Here is a 23,486-nt window from a genome sequence, read left to right as displayed (position 1 = left end):
TTCACACCGATTCCTCAGTAGGCTTCCCGCCCGATCGGATCTTTCCGGCCACGACGTGATCCAGCGAGATCATTCCCGGACCGGTCGCCGCCAATGACACATAAACCAACAAATACATCGCCGCCAATTCTTTGACTTTCCATGGATCCGCGCCGTGCACCACAAACAGTGCTACGATCATGGTGAACGCCAGCGGAAGCGTCGCCAAACGCGTTGCAAGACCAATGATCAGAAATAGCGAACAACCGACTTCGGCCCCGATCGCCATCACCAGACTCAACTTGCTGCCCAGCCCGATCGGATCCGGAAAGCTGTCGGCCATTTCCCCAAAACCATTCAACTTGGCCAGACCGTGGACCAGCATCAAACAACCGATGCCGACGCGAAGCACCAGCAACCCGATGGAAACGGACTTTTCGTTATTGATATTCAACATTGTCCTGTCATGGATTTCTTCGGTTTTGAATCGGAATACCGCAAATGCTCGAATCGGACGTTCATCCGCACCGTCTGACGCCGGGATCCAACCCGAGCTCATTCCCCAGGCACACTCAGACGCGTAGGTCCGAAGTCGGGCGATGGGGAAACTCCCCGTCGATCGCCCTCTCCGTGAAAGACACGTGGAACCATATCAACACGGCGAGCCGGTCGGATCGAACACCACCGAACGCTCGTGGCGGAGCGACAACGACGTAGATAACCCTGGCAGGAGCGAACGTCTTTCTAGAAAAATGGACTTTCGCAGAATAAAATTCAACCACAGAGTTTCATGGGAGGGGGCGCAATGATCCAGAGCGGTGGGTGGGCGAGCATCGGTAACCCAAGGGGACCCAGCGTTTTGTCCGCAGAAGTTTACCGGTTGCCCGTCGCTTGCGAAGCATTGACGGTTCGTGATTGCGGTTGGTTATTCCATGAACGGTCCTGACGACGCCACTACACTTGCCCTTGCGGAAGTGCTGGCCTTGTAGAAGCAGAATTCTGATCGTTGCCCTAAAAAATGGATCGGTAACCTACGCTATGAATTTGATAGAACAGTTCCTCGCCTCGGGGACCTACGCGGTCGCGGGGGCATCGACGCGCCGCGAGAAGTATGGCAATAAGGTTTTCCGAGCATTGTTGGCATCCGGTCGTCAGGCTTATCCGTTGAATCCGGCACAGGATGAAATCGAGGGGCATCGCGCGTTTGCCACGATCGCAGACCTGCCGGTGGTCCCCGACGCGTTGTCGATCATCACCCCGCCGCCCGTCACCCGCAGCGTGGTCGCCGACGCGATCGCCGCGGGTGTGAAACACATCTGGATGCAACCCGGTGCGGAAGACGAACAGGCCAGCGCGTCGGCTCGCCAGGCCGGCATCAACGTCATCGACGACGGCAGTTGCATTCTGGTGTTACTGGCTCGGACGTAGGCGTTGGCGAAACGCTAGTCGCTCAATTGATCCTGCGCGTCTTTCAGCTGCTCGATCAGACGCTCTTTGCGTGCATTCAACTGTTCGGGCGTCGGGCCGGAAGCGTCGGCCGATTCGTCCCGCTTTGCGGCTAATTCGCGATCGATCCAATCGATCGCTTGACGCAACTGTTCGACCGAAGCGGCTTCTTCGGCCTTGTCGAACGCGACATCCTCCGCTTTGGTCGACTTCGGCGGAGCCATTTTCAGGGCCGGTTGCGGGATGAACTGTTTGTCGTCGGGGATGGCGCGGGTGTTCATGAAGGTCGGGGAAACGATTTCGATGTCTGCGTCGTGCAACGCATCGAGCACGGATTCCGCCAGTCGCGAACGAGCGGAAATCAGGCTTTTGACATCCTCTAACAGACCCGCGACACGGTACGTGATCGAAAAATCCCCCAGTTGTCGCACGTGAACGAAACAATCTTTTAGCCCCGATCGGCTGGCCGCCTCACACATCACACGCGAGACATCTCGGTGAGCGATGTCGTACCCCAAGGAGACTTCGATCGTGAGGATCGTTCCCGATGAACGCACGACTTTCACCGGTTGCGTCACCATGAACAGGTTGGGCACCGTCACCAAGTCTCGCAATTCCGTCTGAATTTCGGTGTGCAACAATCCCATTTCGGTGATCCGTCCGGTCAACTCGGCGACGGTGATAAAATCCCCCGGCCGGGCACTTCGGACCGCCTTCATCATGATCCCGGCCATGATGTTGCCGATGAACGTGGTGGAGGAAAGTGCGATCGCCGCACTGAGCAAGATTCCGATCAAGCTGAGCAATTGGCCGCGGGTTTCATCACGGACCGGCAAAGCGAGAATGATCAATAGCAGGCCGGCGAACGTCAGCGACAGCATGATCAACTGGAACCGAAACTGCGCCTCCGGGTTGTCCTGCCAGCGCCGTTTAAGCACCCGATCGACCAGCAACAGCCCGGCCACGACGACCGCGACCGTCACCAGCAACGGCACGAAACCGGACATTTCCAGGACGTATCGCTGTAGGATTTCCATGATCGGCAATCTCGGATCAGCAATCTTGGTTGGACGGCAGGACCGGGCGCCGATCCCAGCCCAGCAAAGCTCGGCCGGCAATCGACGTCGCGGTTTCGCTACGCCTTCCGGACAAACTGGGACTTCAACGACATCGCACCGATGCCGTCAATCTTACAGTCGATGTCGTGGTCACCATCGACGATGCGGATGTTTTTGACCTTGGTCCCGACTTTCACGACCGTCGTCGCGCCCTTGACCTTCAGATCCTTGATCACCACCACCGTGTCACCCGATTCGAGCACGTTCCCATTGGCATCGCGCGTTGCCTGGTCGTCCACCACTTCGGGTTCCGTCGGCGACCACTCATGCCCACAGGAGGGGCAAACGAGCAGGATTCCATCTTCGTAGGTGTATTCCGAGTCGCACTCGGGGCAGTTGGGGAGTTCGCTCATCGGGGGGCGGGGCGTTGTTGGCGGGCGTGTTGTCAGGCAAAAGATTGTGTTCTGCGGACTAGGATTTGGGTAGAGCACGGACACCCGGTCGCGTCAAATCGTGGATCAACCCTCCTCGCGTCGTCGCTGACTCCTCCGCGACCCTCCCTCTGCGCATTGGTGTCTACACAACTTACCACGGCTCCCTTCCCGCCGGCTTTGTGGGAGAGAAAGGCTGAGGAAGAAGGGGCCGGCAGCCTGCTGAATGCGAGCGAGATGAGGCGCGGACGCCTTGGGGGGGGGGGCGGGCCCCCCATGCACTCTCCCCCAACAGATCGCGGACATCATTGGTCCGTGATCCACGTCTTAACTTGCCGCCTCCCCCTCACGTGCGAAAAATCTTCTTTACCCAGATGACCCGATCGTCGATAACAAAAACATTGGTTCTTCACCAGGAATCCTCACGTGAACGCCTCGTGCAATTTTCTCACCGTCGCAGCGATGTTGCTGCACTCGATTCTCGGGTGCAGTTTCCATCATGTGTGCGCCGGTGTGCCGCACGACCACGGACGATGGGAATCGGTGCGCGAGGCGGACGCCTGTGCCGGACATGGCTGCCATCAACACGATCATTCCCCCAAGGGGACGGAGACCGGCAAGGACGCTTCGCCCGCTGACGGATTCGGCACCGAGGTGTCTGTCGCAGTGTTCTGGTTAGCGGTCGATCAAAGCTGCTGCCCGAAAACGCCATGCCGACAGGGAGATTCGCCGTGTTGTTCGGTCGTTCAATGCAGTTACCTCGCGTCCAGCGGCATTCCATTTTCGCTGGACACGCTCCAGCTTCCCTGTGAATGGGTGCTCTCCGACCGATGGTTGATGGGGGCCTCACGCCACGGCTGGTCGAACCGTCCGCTCCGGTCCCACTGGTTTCCGGACGACTCCCAGTCCCGGTGCGCGCTGCACTGCTCTTGGCAAACTTGATCAGCCGGTCGACGTCTTTGCGTTCGATCCTGTTTGCCATCTCCGTCGCCGTCGATGTTGACAACGCGTCACGGTGATGCCCGCGTTGAATTTCAATTCAACGCGGACGAGTTCCCCTGTTCGGAAACCTCACCATGACCGGGTTAAACCTCTCGTCTGCGCGCGTCCGCACCGTGTTGACGACCCTAGTCGCCATCATCGTGACCATCGCGATCGGTGTTTGGGCGATCACCTCGCCGAAGCTGAAGATTGGTCAAAGCGACCACCAAGCCGTGGATGGTCACTCGGATCATCACGACCACGACGATGATCACGGGCACGATGATCACGGGCACGACGCCCATCAAGACCACGACGGACACTCCGACGTCGAATCGATCGAGTTGAGCACGCAAGCGCGCGCCAATCTGCGGCTGCGTACCTCGCCGATCGAGGTGAAACCGTACACCCAGTACATCGAAGTCCCCGGTGTGGTGACACAGTGGCCGGGGCGGACCCACATCGCGGTCACCTCGCCGCTGACGGGGGTCCTGAATTCGATTCTGGTTTCTCGAGGCGAGTTGGTCGAAAGCGGCGCGCCGTTGTTCACCTTGCGGCTGACCCATCAAGATTTGGTCAACACGCAAGAGACGTTTCTAACCAAGCTGGGGGAACTGGATGTAGAGCAGCGCGAGATCGATCGATTGTCGTCGATTGCGACATCCGGTGCCATCGCCGGCAAAACGTTGCTGGCACGTCAGTACGAACGCGACAAGTTGATGGCCGGTGTGCGAGCGGCTCGGCAGGCGATGTTGTTGCACGGATTGACGGAAAACCAAATCAAGGAAATCGAACGCACCCGGGTCTTGATTCGAGAGATCACGGTTTACGCGCCGTTGATCCACGAAGACGACTCGTTGCACCACGAATCGCTCGGTCACGCCAACGACCGGCTGTCGGATTCATCGCCACAGCGATACGCCTCGCTGCTGCAGCCTCCGGCGATGACGGAGGAACATCGACATGTGGATGCCGAGTTCCTGGTCACTGAATTGCTCGCACGACGTGGTGAGTCGGTCACCGCGGGCGACGAACTGGCTCAGCTATCGGACTTCAGCCAAGTATTGATCGAAGGCCAAGCCTTTCAACGCGACGGGAAAGCGTTGCGCGAAGCGGCCGATCACGGCGCGAACGTCCAAGCGGTGCTTGAATCGTCCGGCGAAGGTCCAGAACTGATCGACGGACTCAAGGTGATTTACATCGGAACCGAAGTGGATCGCCGATCGCGCGCCCTGCCGTTCTACGTTTCGCTGACCAACAAGGTCGAACGGACCGAGCAGCATGGCGAAAAACGCTATATCAGCTGGCGCTACAAACTTGGCCAACGGCTGACCGTGCGGCTGCCTGTTGCTCAGATCGACGACGCGATCGTTGTCCCCAAAGACGCGGTGGCCGAGGAAGGCGCGGAGCGTTATCTGTTCGTCGAAAACGGCGATCACTTTGACCGCGTTCCCGTTTCTGTCCTCGCCCGCGATTTGCTGCACGTGGCGATTGCCAACGACGGTCAGGTCTGGCCCGGGCAAACGATTGTCGTGGGCGGCGCCCACCAATTGCAGATGGCGATGAAGAACCGGTCGGGCGGAGCGATCGATCCGCACGCCGGGCACAATCACTGATGGCCCACGTCCCCGCCCCGCAACGCACGCTTTCAATCATCCAACGGCCACTCCGCGCTCGGCGCCCATGTTAGACAAAATCATTTCACTCTCACTTGGCAATCGACTGATCGTCCTGGCCGCCGCGGTCATCCTGCTGACCGTCGGCGGCTATCAAACGACGCGTTTGCCGATCGACGTCTTTCCGAACCTGAATCGACCCCGCGTCGTCGTCATCACCGAAGCACCGGGCATGGCGCCCGAGGAGGTCGAAGCGCTGATCACATTCCCGCTGGAAACCGCCTTCAACGGTGCCAGTGGTGTCGAAGCGGTGCGCAGCAGCAGCGGCATCGGGCTGTCAGTCATCTACGTTGAATTCGGTTGGGGCACGGACATCTATAACGATCGCCAGGTCGTCACCGAACGGCTGCAATTGGCCACCGAGCAGCTGCCCGAGGGCGTCAAGCCGACGCTGGCACCGATTTCATCCATTATGGGCCAAATCCTGATGTATGGGATGTGGAGCGAAGGAGGGAAAACGCCGCCGATGCAGGTCCGGACCTTGGCCGATTGGGTCGTCCGTCAACGCCTGTTGACCATCCCCGGGGTCTCGCAGGTGTTCACGATGGGCGGCGGGCGCATGCAATATCAAGTGCTGGTGGATCCCGACAAATTGCGTTCGTTCGATCTGACGATGCACGACGTTCATACCGCGGTGGCCGAAGCGAACCTGAACGCCACCGGCGGCTACTTGGACCAGCGCGGCCCCAATGAGTTGCTCGTCCGCGGTCTGGGCCGGATCACCAGCCTGAGCGAATTAAACGAGATTGCAATCACATTGCGTTCCGGGCGTCCGATCACGCTCGGAGATGTCGCACGGGTTGTCCAGGGCGTCCAGGAGATGCGCGGCGACTCATCCGCCTACGTCCGCGAACCCGATGGCAACGTCGCCGGCGGCCCCGCGGTGGTGCTGACCGTCAACAAACAACCGGGCAGCGATACACGAACCGTTGATCGTGCGATAGAGCAAGCCTTGCACGATTTAAGTACGGCACTGCCCAACGATATCCGCATCGCAAACGTCTATTCCCAGCGATCCTTCATCGACCGTGCGATTGAGAACGTTGTGGAAGCGTTGGCCGACGGCGGGGTTTTGGTGTTGGTGATTCTGTTCCTGTTTTTGCTGAATTTCCGCACCACCTTCATCACATTGACCGCGATCCCGCTTTCGATCATCGTCACCGCGTGCGTGTTCGCCGCATTCGGGCTGTCGATCAACACGATGACGCTGGGCGGTCTGGCGGTCGCCATCGGTGAACTGGTCGATGATGCGATCGTTGATGTGGAGAACATCTTTCGGCGATTGAAGGAGAATCGAGCGAGCGTTAATCCGCGGCCGGTGCTGAAAGTGGTATACGACGCCAGCATCGAAATCCGCAGCAGTGTCGTTTACGGCACCGCGATCGTCGTGCTGGTGTTTCTTCCGCTGTTCGCACTGGAAGGGATGGAAGGCAAATTGTTTGTCCCCTTGGCAGCCGGCTACGTCGTCTCCTTGGTCGTCTCCTTGGCCGTTTCGCTGACGGTGACACCGGTGCTGGCGTCGTTGCTGCTGACCGGACGAAAGATCTGGCGGTTTGTCTTGCCGGTGTTGTCGCTGGGGATCTCCGCATTGGCCGTCTACTGGGTGATCCCTCGTGTGGCAGAGCTGATCGGCTGGTCCGGCGGTATGCCGGGTGATCCGATCTGGTGGGCGATCGGATTCACGCCAATCCTTTGGATCCTGATTTGCGGCCTCGAAACAGCTCTCGGCGATGAAGCGGCAACCGAAGGTCGCGTGCTGGAGGGTTTCAAGGGGATTGCCGGATTGATGATCGATCTCAGCACACGCATGCCCGGTCCCGTGTTGGGCATCGCTGCGGTGTTGGTGGCGTTTGCGATGTTTGCCGTGTCGAAGTTGGAGCGAGATTTTTTGCCGCCATTCAACGAAGGTTCCGTGCAAGTTAACGCTCTCCTTGCTCCCGGGACTTCGTTGTCGACCAGCAACAAGATCGGTCAATCCGTCCAACAACGACTGATGGAGGTCGAGGACGTCACGTCCATCGCCCGGCGAACGGGGCGGGCGGAGTTGGACGAACATGCCGAAGGTGTCAACGTCTCGGAACTGTATTTAGAACTCGCCGAGGATGCCGATCGGGAAGAAACGATCGACGAAATCCGGCACGCGATGGACGAGATTCCCGGTGTCGTCGCCAGCACCGAACAACCGCTCGCCCATTTGATCAGCCACATGATCTCCGGGGTGAAGGCCCAAATCGGGATCAAACTCTACGGCGATGACCTGGACGTGCTTCGCAACAAGGCGGAGGAGATGAAACGTCGGATCGCGAACATCGAGGGTTTGACTGATATTTTGATCGAACAACAGACCAACATTCCTCAATTGCGGATCGAACTCGATCGGAACGCGCTCACCCAAAACGGACTGCGACCGGCACACGTGATGGAGATGGTTCAAACCGCCATGAACGGAGAAGTCGTCAGTCAAGTGTTGCTGGGGCAACGCACCTTTGACCTGTTGGTGCGTTTGGACGAACCGTTCCGCGAAGACGTCTCCAAACTACGACGGCTGGTCATTCCCCTCTCCGACGGCGGCGTCGTTCCTTTGGAGGCGGTCGCGCGGATTTACGAAAGCAGCGGACCGAACATGATCAAGCGTGAACAGGTTCGCCGCCGGATCGTCCTGCAGGCCAACGTGTCCCAGCGGGGAGTCGTCGACGTGGTCAACGAAATCAAAACCAGGTTGGCCGAAATGGAACTGGAACCGGGCTACTTCATCGAGTACGGCGGGCAATTCGAAAGCCAACAGTCGGCATCGCGACGACTGGCCGTCTTGTCGGTCGTGGCGCTGATCGGGATGTTTTTGGTGCTGTACACGCTGTTCGGCAATGTGAATTTCTCGCTGCAGGTCTTGGTCGCGCTGCCGACCGCGTTCATCGGTGCCGTCGCCGCATTGGTGATCACCGACCAAAACCTCACCGTCGCCGCGATGGTCGGCTTCATCTCCTTGTGTGGCATCGCCAGCCGCAATGGAATTCTGTTGCTGAACCACTATCTGCATCTGGTCCAGCACGAAGGCGAATCGTGGACGCGTCAGATGGTCAAACGGGCCGGACAAGAACGCATGGCACCGGTGTTGATGACCGCGCTGACCAGTGGCATCGGATTGCTGCCCTTGGCTTTGGCCGCGGGCGAACCGGGCAAAGAAATTCTGTACCCGATCGCGACGGTCATTGTCGGCGGTCTGATCACCAGCACGTTGGCCGAATTCTTTGTCCGCCCCGCGCTGTTTTGGTCGGCCGGTCGCCGTGCCGGCAACCAGATTCTCGATGACGGGTCGCGACAGGACCTGGTCGATTCCCATTCATCTTCCCCTTTTGAACGAGATTGAAATGAAGTTCACCTTCCGTTTTATGTCATTGCTCGGTTTGGTCGTCGTGTTGACTGGATGCGGAGGCACGAGCGATCCGCCCTCTGACAGCGGCGATGCGACGGCCCAAAGCGGCAGCAGCGATCACACGACAAGCCACGATGATCATGGGCATCCCGAACACGGTCCCCACGGTGGCGACTTGGTGGAACTTGGCAATGAGGCCTACCATGCCGAACTGGTGCACGGTGATGACGGCATCTTGATGTATGTGTTGGACGGATCGGCCAGCAAACAGGTCCCGATCGCGGCGGAAAAATTGATGCTCAGCTTAAAGCATGACGGCCAGGTCGCTTCGTTTCTCTTGGCGGCCGATCCCGACTCCGACGACCCGCTGGGAGAATCCTCGCGGTTCAAATCCGCCGACGAAAAACTGCACGACTGGCTCGATGCCGGAGCCGAAGGCGCCGTCGTGATCGAAATCGATGGCAAGTCCTACACGGGAAACGTGGCGCATGATCACGACCATTCTGGGCATGATCACAGTGGACATGATCACGCCGACCCTGGGCATTCGTGACTCTACGAATCGGCCAGCAATTTGCGATCTGGCTGACGGATTGTCGCGTGATCCCGCCCCGTGTTGACAGAGGGGCATCTTGTTCTATCCTAGCCGTCGTTCGAGATGACTCGCCCGGATGCTTCCGGGCGAGTGAACAGGGAACTCCGGTGAAATTCCGGGACGGTCCGGCCGCTGTGAGCCACCCGCGATCCTAGCGAATCGCATCCGTTGCTTCATTCTAAACAAGAGCCATTGTTCGCGAGGCCCGCGAATGAGAAGGCTGTGAGCAAACGGAAACGGTGGTAAGTCAGAAGACCTATCTCGACAAGACGTTTTGGTGCCTTCCTGGATTGAGGCAAACGTTGCAATGCGTGAAGCAAATCGCGTATTGGATTGACAGTTCCCTGCTATCCGCCGTAGTGACGAATCCTCGCGCTCGCGCCCCCAGACGCCCTCGTTTCCTTCATCGATGAAGGAAAAGTGGTGAAGGTCCGCGCCGGCAACCTGGCATCTCAGCTCGGCAATGGACTAACCATGAAGTTTTCTCAAACCTTTCGTCCCAGCGGTGCCCTCGGCGGTATCGTGCTGTTGCTGTTCGCTTCCCCGTTGTCCGCCGAGATCTACTCGGGGCCGAGAGAGACCAATCACGCCATTGATGGCGCGGTTGCCGCCGATGACCAACGAATCGTCGAGTGGGCCGACGTGATCGATTCGACGCGGACAATGTTCGGCCCGCGGGGAAGTTCGTCGATCGACCAGAACGGTGGCTTCAACAGTCTGGGAGATTTGGATACCGCAGAAATCGCCGACGGCGACTTGCCGGGCTTTCTGACCGTCCAATTCCCCACCGGAATCGGCAATGGAGCCGGACACGATTTTGCGGTTTTCGAAAATGGATTCACCTTCGGCACCAACGCTGATGGCACACCGGGTTTGTTTGCCGAATTCGCCTATGTCGACGTCTCGACCAACGGCAGCGATTTCGCCCGTTTCCCCAGCATCAGCTTGAACACCGGAGCCTTGTCGGGAGGATTCGGAAGCAATTTCTCGCCCTTTGACGTCACCAATGTCTACAACCTGGCAGGCAAACACGCCGCCGGTTTCGGAACGCCGTTCGACCTGGATGATTTGCAAGGTAACGCATTGGTGGCCGCGGGTTTGTTGGATCTGGACAACATTCAGTACGTGCGTCTGGTCGACATCCCCGGCGACGGGTCGTCTCTGGACAGCCAAGGCAACCCGATCGTCGACAACTGGCTGACCAGCGGATCAGGCGGATTCGATTTTCGCCTCGGCGAGGGGTTGGGCGTTGGCGTGATGAACATCTCCGCGGTCCCCGAACCTGGCTCGTTCGCGCTGCTGGGATTGATCGCGACGATCGGATCGCTACGCCGCAAACGTGTCGGCCGATCTCTAAAACCAACGGTGCAATGCCAGCCCGCCGCGTGAGCGAGGGGCTCCCCGTGAGCGAGGGACGCCGCGTCAGCGAGGGACGCCGCGTGGCCCCTTGCTGACGCGTGCGGGCTGGCATCAGTAAACCATTGACGACATCCGCTTCGATCTCACGCCAGGATTTCGCCGATGACGTGGCCTTCGACGTTTGTCAGTCGACGTTCGATGCCGTTGTGCTGGAACGTTAAACGCTCGTGATCCAGGCCCAACAGATGCAGGATGGTGGCATTGAAGTCGTACAGCGGATGAACGTCACCGACGGCCTTTTGTCCCAGGTCGTCGGTCACGCCGTGGCTGATCCCCGGCTTGATCCCCGCCCCGGTCATCCAGCACGTGAATCCATCGGGGTTGTGATCGCGGCCCTTGGATCCTTTCTGGAAAAATGGCATCCGCCCAAATTCGGTGCACCAGATCACCAGCGTGTCTTCCAGCAAACCCCGCGCCTTCATGTCCTTGATCATCGCGGCGACGGGTTGATCCAGGATGGCGGCGTGCTTGTCATATTGCTCCTTTAACTTGTTGTGTCCGTCCCAGTTGAGTTCTCCGCCGCTGGCATACGCACCGTTGAACAGCTGCACAAACCGGACGCCGCTTTCGATCAACCGGCGGGTGAGAATGCAGTTGCGCGCGAACGCCGCGCGGACCGGATTGGATTCATCATCGGCCCCATAGCTCTTTAACAAATACTCCGGTTCGGAACTCAAGTCGGTGATCTCCGGAACACTCAATTGCATTCGGGCGGCAAGTTCATAGCTGGCGATCCGCGCGGCCAACTTGTTGTCGCCGGGATGTTGCTGCAAATGGCGTTGATTCATCTGCTGCAGCAAGGAACGTGCCGCGCGATCGGCTCCGGCGGACACCATCGGCGCCTTCAGATGTCGGATCGGTTCCTTGGAACTGAGTGGTGTGCCCTGAAACGCGGCGGGTAAGAATCCCGGCCCCCAATTGTTGGACCCGTTTTGTGGGACGCCGCGCGGATCGGGGATGGCGACATAGGCGGGCAAATCTTGATTTTCGCTGCCCAGGGCATAGCTGGCCCAAGATCCCAAACTGGGGAAGCCGTCCAGCGGCGTCCCGGTCGAAAGAAAATTTTCCGCCGGACCGTGCGTGTTGCTTTTGCTGGTCAGCGAGTGGATGAACGCGATGTCGTCGGTCAGTTCCGCCAGATGCGGGATCATGTCGCTGACCCACTTTCCCGTCTGGCCACGTTGCCGAAACCTGTATTGTGGTCGCGCCAGATTTCCCGCGGGGCCTTGAAAGGTAACCGCCGGGCCGTCGGGAAGAGGTTGGCCATCGAACTTGATCAGTTCCGGCTTGTAGTCCCAAGTTTCAAGCTGGCTGACCGCTCCGGCGCAGAAAATCACGACGACGCGTTTCGCATTTCCGGGAAAGTGACTTTCGCGGGGCGCGAAGGGACGCGCCGGATCGATCCTCGGACGCGCCGCCAGCAGGTGATCTCCGGACAATAAATCCAACAGTGCGATCGAACCGAGCGCCCCGGCCGATCCGCCCAGAAAGTTGCGTCGGTTTAGGAATCGATGTCCGTTGGGGGAGAGTGAATTCATTTCGCAAGGATTGGAAGCGGATCAGGAATGAAAGGTCCGAGCAGCAGTCGAAAGGGATTAGCAACCGTTGGTGTCTAGCCTTCAGGCGATTTCCCGTCGCTGCGAAGCAGCGACCCTGGGTGGCTAAAGTCTGGACACCAACACGTATGCTCGTGTTATGCGAATCAGGGGTAAAACAAAAACTCATTGCTGTTGAACATCGCTCGACAAAGGGTTTCTAATCCATACTCGCGGACGATAGGAATCGTCTGGCCCAACTCCACCGGCTCGGGATCTCGATTGAAGACGACTTGATAGGCGCGGCGGATCTGGTCGCCGAGTTCGTTCCCCGCTTCGGCCGTCACGCGTTCGGCCAGTGCCGCCGCGGCCTCGATCGTGAACCGACTGTTCAACAGATTCAATGCTTGGATCGGCGTGGTCGATTCGATTCGGCGGGCGGTGCTTTGGCCCGCGTCGGGGCAGTCGAACGCCCCGAACACCGCATCACGTTCCCGTCGAACCTTGTGTGCGTAGATCATCCGCCGCAGTCCGTCCTCCCGAAACGACTCGACCGGCGTGAATCCGGACAATCCGCCACGTTTGTTGAACAGATTGAATCCGCGACCGCCCATTGTCAGGTTCAATTGACCGCTGGCGGCAAGCATCGCATCGCGAATGGCTTCGGCGTCCAAGCGTCGCGATGGATAACGCCACAGCAAACGAACATCGGCGTCCAGCGCCGCCGCTTGCGGATCAAATTGGTTGGATTGGCGGTAGGTCGACGACAAAACAATCATCCGGTGCATGTGTTTGACCGACCAGCCCGATCGAATGAACTCCTGCGCCAGCCAGTCCAACAATCTGGGGTGCGTCGGGGCAGTCCCGTTGCGGCCGAAATCATTCGGCGTGTCGACAAGTCCGGTCCCGAAGTGCCCTTGCCAGATCCGGTTGACCATCACGCGAGCGGTCAGCGGGTTCTGGGGGGCGGCGATCCAATCGGCCAGGGATCGACGTCGCTCTTGTTCGGCAGAATCGATCGGCAAGGCCAACTGTCCGATCGCGCTCAGCACGGCCGGCGCAACCGCTTCCCGAGGCTGTTCGGGATCGCCGCGGTGAAGTCGGTGAATCTCATCAGGTTGACGAAACGTTCCCGCAAACGCGAGCTGGCCACGCTCAGCACTCTTGATTCTTTGTTCCATCGATCGCTTTTCAGCGAGCAATCGGTTGGCCAGTCGCGTTTCATCGTCGTTCAATCCGACCGTTGAAAACGGGGAAGGCGTTTGATCCGCGGAATAGGGACGTCGATCGCTGGAATCGGCCACCAATTGCCAGTCTTCCTCGATCGCTGTTTCAATTCGATACTCGGTCGCCAAACGGTCCTGAAACTTCCCGGTCCGATCGCGGCCCCACACCACGCGCACGATCTCCTGCTCGGCAGGAAAATCAAGTTGTACCCAGCCGCCACCGGACTGACCGGACATCCAACTGCGGGAATTGCCATACCGACCGTCATGAATAAACCCTGGTTCGTGGCGGTCGGCGACCACCGTATCGCTGGATGTGGTGACCGTCGTTCCGGCGGTTGCCAGCGCGATGTTCTGACCGGCACGATCGAACACTTCCAATTCGTCGATGCACGGTTCAAGACTGTTCGTTGCAAGTACCGTCAACCGCAATCGTTTCGCCCGAACCGCCGCAAACCGGTCGATGTTCACCGCAGCGTTCACGCCGGAACGCTGTGGCGGGACGTGTTTCAGCGTCCGCAGTTGATCGATCGACGGACCGGCTTCCAAAGTGTATGCCGTGGCAAGTCGGTCGGTGAATTTTCCCGTTCGATCGCGGCCCCAGGCGATTTTCGAGATCCGAGTGGAATCCGGCAATTCAAACATCACCCATCCGGTGCCCTTGGAGTCGGACATCCAGCTTCGCGAGTTTCCGAATTGGCCATCGTTGATGTGTTCCAATTTGTGATTGGACGACGTCCGGCTGCCCGACGCGGTGACCTTGGTGCCGTGGGATGCCAGGGCGACGTTGCGCGGATTGGCATCGTCGGTATAGATTTGAAACTCATCCAGACAGGGCTCGATCAAACCGAGACCGGGGTGCAAATTGGCGTCATGTATCGTAAAACGCACGAACCGTGCATCCAGCGGTTCGAACTGCTCGATATTCTCACGCGCATTGCTGGTATACGGCTTCAGATCCTGATCGAAGCGTGGTCTGGCCGGTGGCACCAACTGGGCCAATCGACCGTCGATGTCAGCCACGCGTTTGCGAAACGCATCCGCCTGTCGCTCCAGCGCCTCGCTGTGTGGTGTGCGCAACTTTCGATCGCCATATTCCACACCGGCGACAAACGCCTGCATGCTGTAATAATCCTTTGCGCTGATCGGATCGAATTTGTGGTCGTGACAACGGGCGCAACCGACACTCAACCCCAGAAAGGTCTGCGACACGTTGTTCACGATTTCATCCAACGCGTCTTGACGAGCCAACCGCATCGACGGTGCGTCCTTGCCGATCTGTCCCGGCAACAACACGGACGCGGTCACCAGAAACCCCGTCGCGGCGTCGGCCCCCAATGCGTCACCGGCGATCTGTTCTTTGATGAATCGATCGTAGGGCGTGTCCGCGTTCATCGCGGCGATCACGTAATCGCGGTAGGGCCACGCATGGGGACGCTCGGTGTTGACTTCAAATCCGTGGGTGTCTGCATAACGCACGACGTCCAACCAATGCTGGGCCCAACGTTCGCCGTAACGAGGCGACTGGAGCAACCGGTTCACCGCGCCGGCGTAGGCTGCTTCGCCACGTCTGGCCTGCTCGATGAACTCGCTCACTTCCCGCGGTGTCGGTGGCAGCCCGGTCAAGTCAATACTGACGCGTCGCAACCAACTCACTGCATCCGATTCAGACGCTGGCGACAACCCGTCCCGATCCAATCGTGAGAGCACGAAACGATCGATCGGATTGCGAGGCCAATCGCGACGCTGGACTTCGGGAGCCGATGGAGACGTCATCGGCTTGAACGACCAGTGATCCAGCCGATCTTCTAATTCGGCAAGATCCACCCCATCGGGCCACACGGCGCCGGAATCGATCCACTCGGTCAACACCCGAATCTCGGCCGTCGACAACGGATCCCCCTCCGGCGGCATCCGCGAATCTTCGTCGTCACTGGTGACCAGTTCGATGACCGGGCTCTCGTCGGCTCGACCGGCCACCAGGCTCGGCCCCCATCCGTCGCCTCCCTTGAAGGCCTCGGATTTGATGTCCAGCCGCAAGCCGCTTTTCTGGCTCTCCGGCCCGTGACAGGAGACGCAATGTTTCTGAAAGATTGGTTGCACGTCGCGGACGAAATTGATTTCCGCGGCTTGAATTCCAGCCGAAAACACGACCGCAAACAAAAGCGGCCCCCAAACGGCGTACCCAAAATTTCGGTGCATCGGTTTCCTGCCCACCCGGTGATGTGATTAACGAAGCACCATTCTAGCCGCTGCGGAGCCGTGCGCGCGTGATGGTGCGCCATACGATTCGATCGGCACCTTCAAAATTCGCCGTGGCGCCCGTTTGGCCGATGTTCCCCATTGGAAACAGTGAGCCGGACAGCGGCTTCGTCTTTTCTCAGTTCAGCGCACGCGCGGAGGTGTATCGTGATCGGAAAGCAAACGGCTTTGTTCCTGGGGGTGGGATTGGCAGGCTTGATGATGTGTTCGTCCAGCCAGGTGCTTGCCCAATGCAGCGGGGGCAGGGGAGGCGGAATGCCGACCGGCAGCGGGACGCCGCTGATTCAGACGAATCCTTACGCGTCCAACACGTTGGCATCGGTCTATCCCCAATCGATGGTCTTGACGGCCCAGCAGTACGCCGCGGGCGTCCAAAACCAGATCCAAGCGTTGGCGTACCAAAACGCGCTGCGTCAGCGTCTGGCGCGCACCGAATACGAACAACGCATCCTGCCGATGCGGATGGCGCGGGCCGAAGCCAAACGGGCGGCGCGGGCTGCACGAATCGCCGTGCTGGTAGAAAAACAGAATCGCCAGTCCGGCGAGGACTCCGGCGACCGCTACGCGTTTGTCTCGACCAAGGCCCCTTAGTCGCGTCGTCGTATCGCCAGGGCAGCGCCGCGATGACCGCCAAACGTAGCTCCCTTCGCCAGAAGATGGTCTCCCTTGGATTCCACCCTTTGACAAGTGGTGCGCGTCGTTGTGGTGTTGCCCGCCGAATCGCTCGATCGCATCAGACCATTGAAGGCCCGTCATCGGAGCATTTCGCTCAGCCGCCCGGCGCGGCCCCACTTGCTTCTCTCACGCACAGACCGCTCGATGCAAAACTCTTCTCATTCCACGGTCATGACGCCGATGCTGCCGCCCGTCGTTCTCCCCGCTCGGCGGCCGCAGCGGATCAACCCGCCGCCCCAGAGTCGCTGGCGCGGCGAACGGTCTCGTGAGGCCGATGCGTCCGGGGCGCCGCTGAATCCACCACCGCCCGCCGCACCGTCGGCCGAGGGCGTGGATTCATTCGAGGGTCGGTTTCACTACCGAACACTCCAACGTAAGCTTGAAGAGATGCCGGCGTGGCTGTTCAGTTTGATCGTCCACCTGTTGATGCTCCTGCTGTTGGCGTTCATCAGCACCTCGTCCGGCCAGATCGGCAACCTGGTGCTGACCATCACTCAAGGGCCCGACGCGACGACGCAAGAGTTCGTCGAGTTTTCGATCGAACCGATCCAGCTGGAAGATTTGACGACCGAAACCCTGTCTGAGAGGGAATTGGACATTGATCCGTTTGACGAGGTCGCGTCGATCGAATTGGCCTCACTCGCTCCGGCGCTGAAGACCGATGACTTGGCCGCGCAACCGTCGATCGTCAAATTGCCATCGTCCCCGACAAACATGTTCGGCGGCCGCAGCGGGGCGATGAAACAGGAGTTGCTTCGAAAGGCAGGCGGGACCCAAGCGACCGAAGATGCCGTCGCATTGGGGCTGCAATGGCTGAAACGTCAGCAGCTCGATGACGGCAGCTGGAGTCTGCGCGGGCCGTATTCCGACGGCGCCCGATCGGAGAACAAGGTCAGCGCGACCGCGATGGCCATGATCGCACTGATGGGCGCCGGCAGCACTCACGAGAAAGGTCCCTACCGAAAAGAACTGTTGCGCGCCGTCCGTTGGCTGGTCAAACAACAAGACCGCCAAGGATTGATGGCAGGCCGATCGGCGCCGCATGAAAAAATGTACGCGCAAGCGCAAGCGATGATCGCGCTGTGCGAACTGTATGCGATGAGCCGCAACACCTGGCTGCTGACCTATGCCCAACGCTCCTGTGATTTCGCAGTCCGCGCCCAGGCGTCGCAAGGCGGTTGGCGGTATCAGCCACGGTACGATAGTGACACCTCGGTCACCGGCTGGTTCGTGATGGGCCTGAAAAGTGGTGAAGCGGCCGGATTGGATGTCGATCCATCGATCTGGCCGAACGTCGGCCGCTACCTCGATTCGGTCAGCGCCGGTGGACCAAACGATTACTACGCCGTGGGTTACTCGTACATGGCCGGCGATGTGGCGTCACCCTCGATGACGGCCGAAGCCTTGCTGTGTCGTCAATACATGGGATGGCATCGTAATGTGCCCGGCATGACGCAAGGTCTGGGGGCATTGGTCAGCAACCATCCGATCAGCTTTCACGAACCCGACGTCTATTATTGGTATTACGCCACCCAAGCCCTCCACCACTACGGCGGACCACTTTGGACCGAGTGGAACGACAAACTGAAAACCGAATTGCCGGCCCACCAAGTGTTGCGTGGTCGCGAGCGTGGCAGCTGGTCCCCGCAAAACGACGCCTGGGGCCGCCATGCCGGCAGGCTCTACACCACCTGCTTTTCCCTGTACTGCCTGGAAGTCTACTACCGACACATGCCGCTGTACGACCCCGACTCGGACGTTGCAGACCTTTGATCCGGCCGGCGCCACCGTTCCGTCGCTCCGGACAGCAGGACGAGCGGTCTTTCACGTTCAAAAAATCTCGCGATTTTCTTTCCTTTTGCCCCAAAAACGTGACAACGTTGAAAATCGATGTCCCTTTCAACGTTGAAACTGCGCATTGCTCTCCGGCAAGGGCAAAACCATGCGTTCCGTTGCCACCAACGGTCCCTTTTGCCCCTCGACAGCGTCGCCGATTCGAACCAGTGCAACGAATGTTCGTTTCCCTGATCAATCGTCGCCGGTAAAAATCAACTGAAAACACTTATCCAACGACCTCGCGTTTTTCTCCTCCCAATCCAACACCATGGTCGCCACCGAATCTTCCCTCTCCTCTCGGTCCTCCCACTCGCCGTCGCAGATCGACGTCGACGGTGACACCGAATTTCTGAATCTGCTCGCCCACGCCCGCAGCGGCAACCGCGACGCGCTCGGGCAATTGTTGCAGTGGTACAGCAACTACCTGACGATCTTGGCCAGCACCCAACTCGACCGGCGGCTGCGCCGTCGCTTGAACCCCTCGGACATCGTTCAAGAAGCGATGTTGGCCGCCCACCAGGACTTTGCATGCTTTCGTGGAACCAGCCAGGGAGAGTTGCTGTGTTGGTTGAGAACGATTTTGATCCACACCTTGCATCGCAGTTTCAAAAAGCACGTCAAGGTGGAAAAGCGAGACATCCGCCGCGAAGTCTCATTGGAATCCGTCAGCCAACGGATGGACAATTCCGCCTGCAACTTGGCGGGGCTGTTGCCGGGTCGAGATCCCTCGCCCAGCGCTCCGCTTCAAGAACGCGAGAGTGCCGTGTTGTTGGCCGACCAGCTCAGCAAACTCCGCCCCCATTACCGCGAAGTCATCGTGTTGCGTGTGCTGCAAGGGCTTTCCTTTGACGAGATCGCCCAACGAATGGACCGCAATTGTGGGGCGGTCCGCATGCTTTGGCTGCGGGCACTGGAGAGCTTTAAAACAGCGGTTTCGGCAGACTGATGGTGGCGCTCAATCAATCCCAGTTGGATGACAGTCGGTCGCCGACCGAGGGGCTGGACGGTCTGAACGAAGACCAGCAAACACGTTTGACCGAGTTGCTCGATCAGTATTTGATCGCACTTGAACACGGACAACGGTTGAACGTCGACCAAGTGTCCCGCGAGAACCCGGACCTTGCGGAAGTCTTTGCAACCTACTTGGAAAAGCTGGACGCGTTGTACGGCGTCGTGCCCGGGTTTCATGCCCCCAACGAAACGCCTTCGCCGGAACACACGGACAAAATGACGCTCGGTGATTTTGCGATTCTTCGTGAAATCGGTCGCGGCGGAATGGGGATCGTCTACGAAGCCAGCCAGCAATCACTCGATCGCCGCGTCGCGATCAAACTGCTTCCGCTCGCGTCCTTGCTCGATTCACGTCAGATCGCTCGCTTCAAAAACGAAGCTCACGCCGCGGGCTTGCTTCAACACCCCCACATTGTGCCGATCTATAGCGTCGGCAGCGAGCGTGGTGTGCATTATTACGCGATGCAGTTTATCGACGGCGAATCGATCGATGATCTGGTGTCGCGTGGCCGCACGGGATCGTCGGAGGGATTGCAGCTTGGAACCAACCAGATCATTCGCTGGGCGATCGACATTGCCGGCGCGTTGCAGGTCGCTCATGAGAACGGCGTGATCCATCGGGACGTCAAACCGTCTAATTTGATGCTGGACCACACGGGAAAAATCTGGATCACCGACTTCGGTCTCGCCCGCCGCCAAAACGACGTCACGTTGACGCGTTCGGGCGACGTCATCGGCACGATGCGGTACATGAGCCCCGAACAGGCGCGCGGCGAGACCGCGATGATCGACGGACGGGCCGACATCTACTCGCTCGCAGTGACGCTGTACGAAATGCTGACGCTGCGTCCGGCCCATAACGGCAACGACGCGCCGACGATCTTGAAACAGATCGACCAACAAGACGTCGCGCCGCTACGCAGTCTTCGCCCCGATCTGCCCCGCGACTTGGAAACCGTGATCGCCAAAGCGATGTCGAAACGTCGTGAAGGCCGATACGACACCGCCGCGGACTTCGCCGCCGATTTGACACGCGTCCTCGACGGACAACCGACCCTCGCCCGGCCGCCCTCGATCGCCGATCGCATCGGCCGCTTTGCAGCCATGCACCGCAGCGTGGTGATGACCGGTGTCGTGATCGTTTCTTTCGCATTCGTCGGATCGGCCTTCATGAACGCCCAACTGGCCGCGGCAAAACAGGCGTCCGATGCCAGTGCCATCCGCGCGATGCGGGGCGAAGCGGAGGCGCGGGACGCCGTCGACCGACTGGGATTACAAGGCGCGGAGCAACTGAAGAACATCCCCGCCGCCGACCCGGTGCGTCGTCAATTGCTGATCGATACCCTGGACTATTATCAGCGGTTCGCGGCGGGCGCGATGAATGACCCGACGCTGCGGAGAGACTTGGCGGTGACGCTCGGCAAGATCGGGTCGCTGCATGCGGAACTGGGCGACCATGACCAAGCGATCGCCTCGCTGACCCAAAGCGAATCGTTGTACGCACAACTCGCCGGCCCGCCAAAGGCCACCGACGCAATTCGTCTCGAATGGTCCACCAGCCAAAACAATCTGGCTCAAGCACACGTCCGATCAGGACAGCTGGCCGAAGCGGCCCGCTTCTTCGCCCGCGCCATTGCCACACAGCGGACGATCGCCACTCGGACACGCGGGCAGCAGAAACCGTCGGTGACTTTGGCGCTTGCGACCAGTTTGAACAACCTCGGCTTGTTGCTCAACCAAACCGATGCCAATGCTCAAGCCGAAGCGACTTACTTGGAAGCCATCGATTTGCTGACCACAAGCGACCAGAAATCCGATCCGGGCATCCAGCGACAACTGGCCACCGTCCGCGGCAACCTGAGTGGATTGTTGACCGGCACGGCGCCCGACCGCGCGGTGGAGTATGCCCGCCAAGCGCTTTCCGGACAACTCGATGCCCTTCAAGCAGACCGTGGCAACGCCAAATTGGCGACACAGACGATCGTCACCCTCAACACACTCGGTGCCGCCCAGTCGGCCGCACGACGCAATCCAGACGCGATCGATACCTTCAACCGCGCCATCGAAATCGGCCGCGAACTCCTCGCTCGCTGGCCCGAACACGCTGCCTACCGCCGTGATCTCGTCCTTAGCTACAACCATCTGGGCTTGGCGTATTCCAAGACCGGCAGCGTCGCCAACGCCCGCGCGGCGTTCGACGAAGCACTCACGCTCGGTCGCCCGCTGGCGACACAATTCAGCACCGATGCGGAAACTCGCAGCATGCTCGGCGGTGTATTGAACAACCTCGGGTTCCTGCACCAGCAACTCGGCGACGGCCTGGCCGCCGCCCAAGCGTACCATGAGGCGATCGAGCATCAATCGGCCGCCGTGCGTCTGGCTCCGGAAGTCAAGCGGTTCCGAGACTATCTTGAAAAGCATCGGCAAAACTATCACACGGTCGCATCGACCGACGCCTCGATTCGGAAGGCTGCCTCATGAGTTTCATCGAGACACCGCGAGCGTTGATGCTCGAACGGCTGGAATCCCGTTGTTTGCTGGCCGGCGAACTGTTCGCAGAGATCACCCATTGGCAGTTACAGCAAAACGAACGGCTTGATTCAAGCGACCGGGCCGACCATCGGACCGATCGCCCAGCGATCATCGGATCCACGTTCCAGGCCGCCTCGGAGCGACATGGGGCACCGCAGAACCACGGCTCCAGTGATCGGACCTCGTCAGTTCGTTCGAGCAACCAACTTATTGGAGGACGCTCCCACGCCGAATCCCTGCGCGTGATGTCACGGCCCGGCGATTCATTCCGCAACGGCTCTCCGCAATCTGAATCACTGCGGCAAAACGGCAATCCCCAGCGTTCATCCTCTACACTGACACCTGTCAACGTCATCCATGTGCCGTTGTCGTCGACTGAGACGACAGCGGCGCGGCCGGATCCTGAACTCACGTCCGGGAGTGTCGCCGAGCGTCAAGAAGAAGCGCTTGCCGACCGCCTCGCCTGGCTCGGATCCAGTGTCGGCACGAGTGGGATTGATCGCGCGACACACGCCCCCAGCGACGTGTCCGAAACGACACCCAGCACCTCGGTTCCCGATCGCGACTTCCCGCAAACAAACCGCGACGTCGACGCACGTTCACAATCGACCTCCAGCGACGCGATTTCAGTGTCAGATGCACCGATTTCAAACGCCGCTGCGGCCATCGTTCCGCTCCCAGAATCGGCCTTGTCCCCCGGCGAGCTGCATTTGCCAACGGTCAACGTCGATCAATTGGTCGACGGAACGATCATTCACCTGCCCTCGTTCAATGCCGTGGAACAATCCCCCGACGCAACCGGTTCCGGGTTACCGTGGGAACTCGGCAGTGAGACCCTGCAGCGTCTTCGCGACATTGCCGATGCCACCGACGATGCCGACGTCCCGTCCGAGTTTCGTGGGGTCGATCACACGATCGCGTCTTGGTTTGGCGAAGCGACCGGATTGATCGACAACATTCACTGCGAAACCGAATTGCCCGCCATCACACAGACGATCAACGCGTCGATGGTGGATGTCGTCCTGGACGCCACCGTCGGGATGCACCGCAGTGTCGGCCTGATCGCCGACGCATCAGTGGATGACGGAGATGACCTGACGAGCGGGCTCCGCGGCGAGATCTTGGCAGTCATCGCCTCCGAATTCGCTGACGCGCTGGCGAGCGAAGAGCCGCCGAGAGTGGAGGCCGTCGACGCCCCGACCCCGATCCGACTTTCCGGGATCGCCTACCCCGGCGCCCTCGTCGTCGCGAGCCTACTGGCCATCAGCACCCGCCGGCGCTCACGACGTCCTTCCCTGACCGCTCCGCGGGCAGAGTCGATGCATCCCCTCAGCCGGGCGGCTGAGCGGAACAATTGAGGACAATGGTTCCTACACTGTTCCGCTGACCGCTCCGCGGTCAGAGTCGGTGCGTCCCCTCAGCCAATGTAGAACCGTTGTCCTCAACTGTTC

General features: G+C 59.6%; 15 protein-coding genes and 1 riboswitch. Of the genes, 10 read left to right on the top strand and 5 right to left on the bottom strand.

The window, feature by feature from the left end; genetic code table 11:
- Position 1: 1 nt before the first annotated feature.
- Positions 2 to 436: a DoxX family protein gene (locus H1B37_RS03610; RefSeq protein ID WP_182865231.1), complete on the bottom strand. Its 435-nt coding sequence runs from the start codon at positions 434 to 436 to the stop codon at positions 2 to 4.
- A 581-nt stretch (positions 437 to 1,017) separates the two neighbouring features.
- On the opposite strand from H1B37_RS03610, the gene H1B37_RS03605 reads away from it, so the two are divergent.
- A complete protein-coding gene (locus H1B37_RS03605) occupies positions 1,018 to 1,407 on the top strand; it encodes a CoA-binding protein (RefSeq protein ID WP_182865230.1) in 390 nt (129 codons plus the stop codon).
- 14 nt (positions 1,408 to 1,421) lie between these two features.
- Here H1B37_RS03605 and H1B37_RS03600 read toward each other — a convergent pair whose 3' ends face one another.
- Complete coding sequence (locus H1B37_RS03600; RefSeq protein ID WP_220498012.1) at positions 1,422 to 2,462, bottom strand: mechanosensitive ion channel family protein; 1,041 nt, start codon at positions 2,460 to 2,462, stop codon at positions 1,422 to 1,424.
- A gap of 98 nt (positions 2,463 to 2,560) precedes the next feature.
- The gene (locus H1B37_RS03595; protein WP_182865229.1) at positions 2,561 to 2,896 is read right to left on the bottom strand and encodes a zinc ribbon domain-containing protein YjdM; all 336 of its coding nucleotides are present in this window, start codon (positions 2,894 to 2,896) and stop codon (positions 2,561 to 2,563) included.
- A 1,094-nt stretch (positions 2,897 to 3,990) separates the two neighbouring features.
- Between H1B37_RS03595 and H1B37_RS03590 the strand changes: the two genes are divergently transcribed.
- The 4 genes from H1B37_RS03590 (at position 3,991) to H1B37_RS03575 (ending at position 10,928) form a co-directional block, all read left to right on the top strand.
- On the top strand, positions 3,991 to 5,511 hold the full coding sequence (locus H1B37_RS03590; RefSeq protein WP_182865228.1) for an efflux RND transporter periplasmic adaptor subunit: 1,521 nt from the start codon (positions 3,991 to 3,993) through the stop codon (positions 5,509 to 5,511).
- 67 nt (positions 5,512 to 5,578) lie between these two features.
- Positions 5,579 to 8,938, top strand: coding sequence for an efflux RND transporter permease subunit (locus H1B37_RS03585; RefSeq protein WP_182865227.1), 3,360 nt, complete (start codon positions 5,579 to 5,581; stop codon positions 8,936 to 8,938).
- Between the two features lies 1 nt (position 8,939).
- Positions 8,940 to 9,497 carry a hypothetical protein gene (locus H1B37_RS03580; RefSeq protein ID WP_182865226.1) on the top strand — a complete coding sequence of 186 codons (558 nt, stop codon included), beginning with the start codon at positions 8,940 to 8,942 and terminating at the stop codon, positions 9,495 to 9,497.
- A gap of 86 nt (positions 9,498 to 9,583) precedes the next feature.
- Positions 9,584 to 9,818: riboswitch (cobalamin riboswitch) on the top strand.
- Between the two features lie 195 nt (positions 9,819 to 10,013).
- Entirely contained in the window at positions 10,014 to 10,928 is a 915-nt protein-coding gene (locus tag H1B37_RS03575) for a PEP-CTERM sorting domain-containing protein (RefSeq protein ID WP_182865225.1), read from the top strand.
- A gap of 113 nt (positions 10,929 to 11,041) precedes the next feature.
- Here the strand turns inward: H1B37_RS03575 and H1B37_RS03570 are convergent, their stop codons facing one another.
- Both H1B37_RS03570 and H1B37_RS33620 read right to left on the bottom strand, forming a co-directional pair.
- Entirely contained in the window at positions 11,042 to 12,496 is a 1,455-nt protein-coding gene (locus tag H1B37_RS03570; RefSeq protein WP_182865224.1) for a DUF1501 domain-containing protein, read from the bottom strand.
- A gap of 164 nt (positions 12,497 to 12,660) precedes the next feature.
- Positions 12,661 to 15,921: a PSD1 and planctomycete cytochrome C domain-containing protein gene (locus H1B37_RS33620; RefSeq protein WP_182865223.1), complete on the bottom strand. Its 3,261-nt coding sequence runs from the start codon at positions 15,919 to 15,921 to the stop codon at positions 12,661 to 12,663.
- Positions 15,922 to 16,128: 207 nt separating this feature from the next.
- Between H1B37_RS33620 and H1B37_RS33615 the strand changes: the two genes are divergently transcribed.
- The 5 genes from H1B37_RS33615 (at position 16,129) to H1B37_RS03540 (ending at position 23,393) form a co-directional block, all read left to right on the top strand.
- The gene (locus tag H1B37_RS33615) at positions 16,129 to 16,572 is read left to right on the top strand and encodes a hypothetical protein (RefSeq protein ID WP_286177369.1); all 444 of its coding nucleotides are present in this window, start codon (positions 16,129 to 16,131) and stop codon (positions 16,570 to 16,572) included.
- Positions 16,573 to 16,800: 228 nt separating this feature from the next.
- The gene (locus tag H1B37_RS03555; RefSeq protein ID WP_286177368.1) at positions 16,801 to 18,429 is read left to right on the top strand and encodes a prenyltransferase/squalene oxidase repeat-containing protein; all 1,629 of its coding nucleotides are present in this window, start codon (positions 16,801 to 16,803) and stop codon (positions 18,427 to 18,429) included.
- Between the two features lie 331 nt (positions 18,430 to 18,760).
- A complete protein-coding gene (locus tag H1B37_RS03550) occupies positions 18,761 to 19,438 on the top strand; it encodes a sigma-70 family RNA polymerase sigma factor (RefSeq protein WP_182865222.1) in 678 nt (225 codons plus the stop codon).
- Positions 19,438 to 21,984, top strand: coding sequence for a serine/threonine-protein kinase (locus H1B37_RS03545; RefSeq protein WP_182865221.1), 2,547 nt, complete (start codon positions 19,438 to 19,440; stop codon positions 21,982 to 21,984). Before H1B37_RS03550 ends, H1B37_RS03545 begins: the two co-directional genes overlap by 1 nt.
- A complete protein-coding gene (locus H1B37_RS03540; protein ID WP_182865220.1) occupies positions 21,981 to 23,393 on the top strand; it encodes a hypothetical protein in 1,413 nt (470 codons plus the stop codon). The genes H1B37_RS03545 and H1B37_RS03540 overlap by 4 nt, the downstream gene beginning before the upstream one ends.
- Positions 23,394 to 23,486: the final 93 nt, after the last annotated feature.

It is taken from the genome of Stieleria mannarensis, assembly GCF_014154935.1.
GTDB lineage: Bacteria > Planctomycetota > Planctomycetia > Pirellulales > Pirellulaceae > Stieleria > Stieleria mannarensis.
Note: the sequence above shows the minus strand (reverse complement) of the source record. Positions and strands in the feature narration are given on the sequence as shown.